2 protein-coding genes are annotated in these 5,360 nt (G+C 45.7%); both read left to right on the plus strand.

Features of this window, described 5'->3' with window-relative positions; genetic code table 11:
* The coding region (locus G498_RS14965) for a choice-of-anchor L domain-containing protein (RefSeq protein ID WP_035754203.1) at positions 1-4,999 on the plus strand (4,999 nt) is incomplete at its 5' end.
* Positions 5,000-5,068: 69 nt separating this feature from the next.
* On the plus strand, positions 5,069-5,360 hold a 292-nt coding region (locus G498_RS14970), incomplete at its 3' end, for a PorP/SprF family type IX secretion system membrane protein (protein ID WP_035754205.1).

The raw sequence follows: 5,360 nt of genomic DNA on the forward strand, positions 1-5,360 counted from the left end.
TGAAATCGTTCAAACCTGTCCGGATGTAACCACACCGGTGGCGACACCAACCGGGCAGACTACCGCACAGTTATCCTGGGCCAACCCGGGAAGTGTACCTTCATTTGATGTGGAAATCGTTGCTTTACCGGGAACACCAACAGGCGTACCGACTTATACCGCTGTAACAAGTAATCCTTTTAACGTTACAACGGGATTAGTGGCAGGTGCGCAATATGCTTTTTATGTGCGATCCAATTGTGGCGGGGTAACCGGAAACTGGACAGCGGCAACGAACTTTACCATGCCGATAAACTATTGTACCGGAACTCATTTCTATGATCCGGGAGGTGCAGCAGCTAATTATCCGGCTAATGCAAACGTTACAACCTTAATATGTCCTGCAAACCCAGGAGATATTGTAACGGTAAGTTTTGCTACTTTCAATACGCAGCTCAATACCGATTTCTTAAGAGTTTATGACGGTCCTAATGCGACGTATCCTTTATTGGCGACCTTATCGGGAACAACGGTTCCGGCGCCGATATCAGCGAATATTATCAACGGAGGATGTTTAACCTTTGTCTTTACTTCGAATGCGACTACGCAGGCAGCGGGATGGGATGCTACGGTAACGTGTGCACCACCACCAACGTGTCCGGCACCGTCCAATTTACTTGTAAACGGAACTACCGATACAACGGCAACTCTGTCCTGGACACCGGGCCTTACCGAGACAACTTGGGAGGTTATTATTCAGGCACCGGGAGCTGGAGCTCCTACAGCAGGAAGTACAGGTTTATCTGCCGCGTCAAACCCTTATGTTGCAACAACTAATAGTGCGTTAGTACCGTTAACACCGGCTACTACCTATGAATATTGGGTAAGAGCAGTATGTTCTGCTTCTGACAATAGTATCTGGATAGGACCAAAAACCTTCACAACTTTGTGTTCTGTTATCAACGTTCCGTTCCAGGAAGGGTTTAACTCTACATCTCCAACACAACAGTGTTGGACAGTGGTTAACGCGAATGGCGACACAGATATGTGGAACATGGATTACGCCACCAATCCGTTTGAAGGGAACCAGGCGGCAATGTTGTTAACCGATTTTAATGCAGGTGCCAACGACGACTGGTTGATCTCCCCAACACTTAATTTAAGCGCTACACCGGGACCAAAACGTTTGAAATTCCACTACAGAGTACAGTCGGCTACCGAGCCTAACGATTTCAGAGTAGTATTGTCAACCACAGGACCGGCAACGGCCAACTTCACGGAAACGTTGGTTCCGCTGGCATCGTACAACAACATTACATACATACAGAAAATCGTAAACTTAGTAGACGCAACCAATACGCCTTATACGGGTAACGTGCATATTGCATGGCATGTACCGCCTGGAGGATTAGACGGATGGCGTTTGTATATCGATAATGTAATCATTGAAGACATGCCGGCATGTCCGGAGCCTATGGTGCCAACATTTGTGAGTTCGACCGATACCACAGCTACGTTATCCTGGACACCTGGTTTTGCGGAAACGGCATGGGAAATAGTAGTTCAGGCACCAGGATCTGGTGCACCAACGGGCGCGAGTACTATTATTCCGGCAGGTACCAATCCATTTACGGTTACAGATTTAACGGCCGGAACCCAATATGAGTTTTATGTAAGAGCCTATTGTTCCGCTACCAATCAAAGTCAATGGGTGGGACCGGTTGTTTTCAGTACAAAAGTTTGTAATCCGATAAACCAGTGTAACTATACCTTCAGTTTGACAGATACTTTTGGCGACGGATGGAACGGCAATACGATGAGTGTACGCCAAAACGGTATTGTAGTTGCAACCTTAGGGCCAACGTTCACTACGGGAACAGGACCGGTTAACATTACGGTTCCGTTGTGTCACGGTATTCCGTTTGAATTGTTCTGGAACGCCGGAGGAAGTTTTGCAACAGAGGTTGGTATTTCAATCATCGATCCTTTTACCGAAGTTTTATATACCAAACCACCGGGAACAGGAACGCAAAACTCATTGCTGTATACCGGTATGGGGAATTGTATTCCGCCAACGTGTCCTAAACCGACGAATTTAACGATGATTGCCTCAACGACAAACAGCATTACGGTTGGCTGGACTGAAAACGGATCTGCTGCCGAATGGGAAGTGTTTATGTTGCCTGTAGGATCTCCGGCTCCAGGGGCTACGGATGTCGGACTTACAGTGTCTGTGAATCCTTATACTTTTACTGATTTACCTTCCGGAACGGCTTATGTTTTTTATGTTAGAGCGTTATGCGGACCCGGAGATATCAGTACCATTTCAGGACCGATTAACATTTACACTAAACCGGAAAACGACGAATGTGCGACAGCCATTGTAGTGCCGGTGAACCAAACGAATTTGTGTACTTTGGTTACACCGGGAACGGTTACAGGCGCTACGGCCTCTTTACCGGCCAGTACTTGTGTCGGAAACAGTGACGACGATGTATGGTTTGAATTTACGGCAACTGCAACAACTCACAGTATCAAATTGCTGAATATTATAGGAACAACAACCAATATGGTTCACGCCTTGTATCAAGGTTCAGACTGTAATACCTTAACACAAATTTATTGCAGTGATCCGGATAACAGTATAGCTAACAATTTAGTGATCGGACAGGTTTACAAAATCCGTGTATACACTTCTTTGGCAGGTGCGCAATCCGTTACTTTTAACCTTTGTGTGGCGACCATACTGCCTCCGATTGCGACCAATATTACACAGTATACCGTTCCGCAATTGGTTCAGGATGTGTTGATTGGTTCGCCTTGTGCGTCCGTGAGTAACATTACCTGGTCAACCGGAAGCAATTTCGGAAGCACGAACGGAATCGGATATTTCCAGCAAAACGGATCGGCATTCCCATTTGCCGACGGAATAGTGCTGTCTACCGGAAACGCCATGTCTTCACCGGGACCTAACGATTCTACCTTAGGGGATGGAAATGCTGCTTGGCCTGGAGATACACAATTATTTAACTATATACAGGGATTGGGAATTGATACCGGTTTGACACAATACCGCAATGCTTCGGTTTTAGAGTTCGACTTCGTGCCGATTGCCGATCAGATGAGTTTTGATTTCTTATTTGCCTCTGAAGAATACGGTACTTTCCAATGTAGTTTCTCTGATGCTTTTGCATTCTTCTTAACGGATGTTGCCACCGGAGTAACCACTAACTTAGCGGTAGTGCCGGGAACCACCACGCCTATTTCGGTAGTAACCATCAGGGACAATCAGTACAATACAGGGTGTTCTTCGGAAAATCCGACTTACTTTGGCGTGTATAACGGAGGCGTTAATTCCGATTCGGCCGCCATCGATTTCAACGGACAGACTACCGTTATGACCGCGCAGTCACAGGTAACACCAAACAACCTGTACCACATTAAATTGGTTATTGCAGACAGAAACGACAACATTTACGACTCTGCGGTATTTATCAAAGGAGGAAGTTTCTCTATCGGCGACCTTGACTTAGGAGACGACTTGTTAATATCTCAGGGGACGGCACTATGTGACCAGGAAAGTTATACCCTTAACACCGGGTTATCGCCGGCGGGTTATACTATTGAATGGTTCCAGGATGGGGTTTTAATTCCGGGAGAAAATGGCCCGAGTCTTGTGGTTACGGAAAGCGGAACGTACAGCGTTTCAGCTCAAATGATAAACGGTTCGTGCGCTCAAAACGGAAGTGTGGTCATTGAGGTTTACAATCAGATTGTGCCGGGAACTCCTAACACACTTGAAGCCTGCAGCACAAACAGTTTCGCACCATTTGATTTAACTGCCAATAACAGTTTGTTACTGGGAAGTTTAAGCCCTACAGACTATACAATTACACATTATGTAACACAGGAAGATGCCGATAATGAAGTGAACCCGATAGACACCACAGGTCTTTTTACCAATACGGTACCGGGTCAGCAAACCATTTATGCGGCGATTAAAGACAATGTAACCGGATGTCGCAAAGTAACCAGTTTCGATATTAAAGTGAATTTAATTCCGGACTTTACCCTAACACCGGACAGCACTATTTGTGAAAGCAATTCGATAGTGTTAAGTGTGACCCCTGTTAACTTTAATCTGTCAGATGTAACATTTGTCTGGACGTTAGACGGAAATCCATTAGCGGAGACAACAGCTTCTATTACCGCAACATTGCAGGGAACGTATGCTGTTACGGTAACATCAGCTTCCGGATGTTCCAATACGGCATCCACAACACTTACCGTTGTGCCGTATCCGGTTGTTCCTGTTCTCAGCGATGTAACCAGCTGCGATGTTTATGTTCTGGAACCTTTAAGTAACGGAAATTACTATACAGGAGCCAACGCAACAGGAGCAATGCTGAACGCAGGAGACGAAATAACCACCTCACAAACAATTTACATATTCGCCGAAAACGGTACCGCTCCTAATACCTGTACCGATGAAAGCAGTTTTAATGTGACGATTGTTGCCACACCGGAATTTGGAGTTCAGGGCGGATGCCAGGCAGGCAGTTATGTTTTGGATGTGATTGCCACCGGAGATTATGATTTTGATGATGCCGCGTTCACTTGGACCAACAGTACCGGAGCGGTAATCGGAACAGGATTATCGGTAAGTGTTTCACAACCAGGAACGTATACTTGTACGGCGGTTGCCAATGGCTCAGGATCGTGTGCACTATCGGTTTCTTTTACGGCTGATTCTACTTCGTGTAACATTCAGAACGGAATTTCTCCAAATGGTGACGGGAAAAACGACGCTTTCGACTTAACCTCTCTTAATGTTAAAAAGCTAACCATTGTGAACCGTTACGGAAGAGAAGTGTACCAGCACGGGACAGGTTACACCAACCAGTGGCACGGACAATCAAGCAACGGAAATGAGTTGCCGGACGGAACCTATTTCTATGTAATTGAAGCCGGAGACGGAATGACACGTACGGGTTGGATTTACATCAATAAAGAACTATAAAAGTGGTCTGACAGACACCGCTTCAACTGAGGCGGTGTTTATATTAAATCAATAACAACAGCAACAAGCATGAAAAAAATTTATTTGTCGGCGTTATTAGCCTTTATTGGTTTTACGGACGTCCAGGCACAGCAAGACCCTCACTATACACAATACATGTATAATATGAGTGTTATGAATCCGGCGTATGCGGGATCGAAGGAGAGTTTATCGATGGGTCTTTTGTATCGCAAGCAATGGGTTGAGATTGAAGATGCTCCGACTACGGGGACATTTTTTGGTCATGCGCCTGTTGGTAAGAATGTAGGTTTGGGCTTGTCGTTTATCTCCGATAAGATAGGTCCTGTTGAGGAGAACAACG

Source organism: Flavobacterium suncheonense GH29-5 = DSM 17707 (assembly GCF_000430025.1).
GTDB classification, from domain to species: domain Bacteria; phylum Bacteroidota; class Bacteroidia; order Flavobacteriales; family Flavobacteriaceae; genus Flavobacterium; species Flavobacterium suncheonense.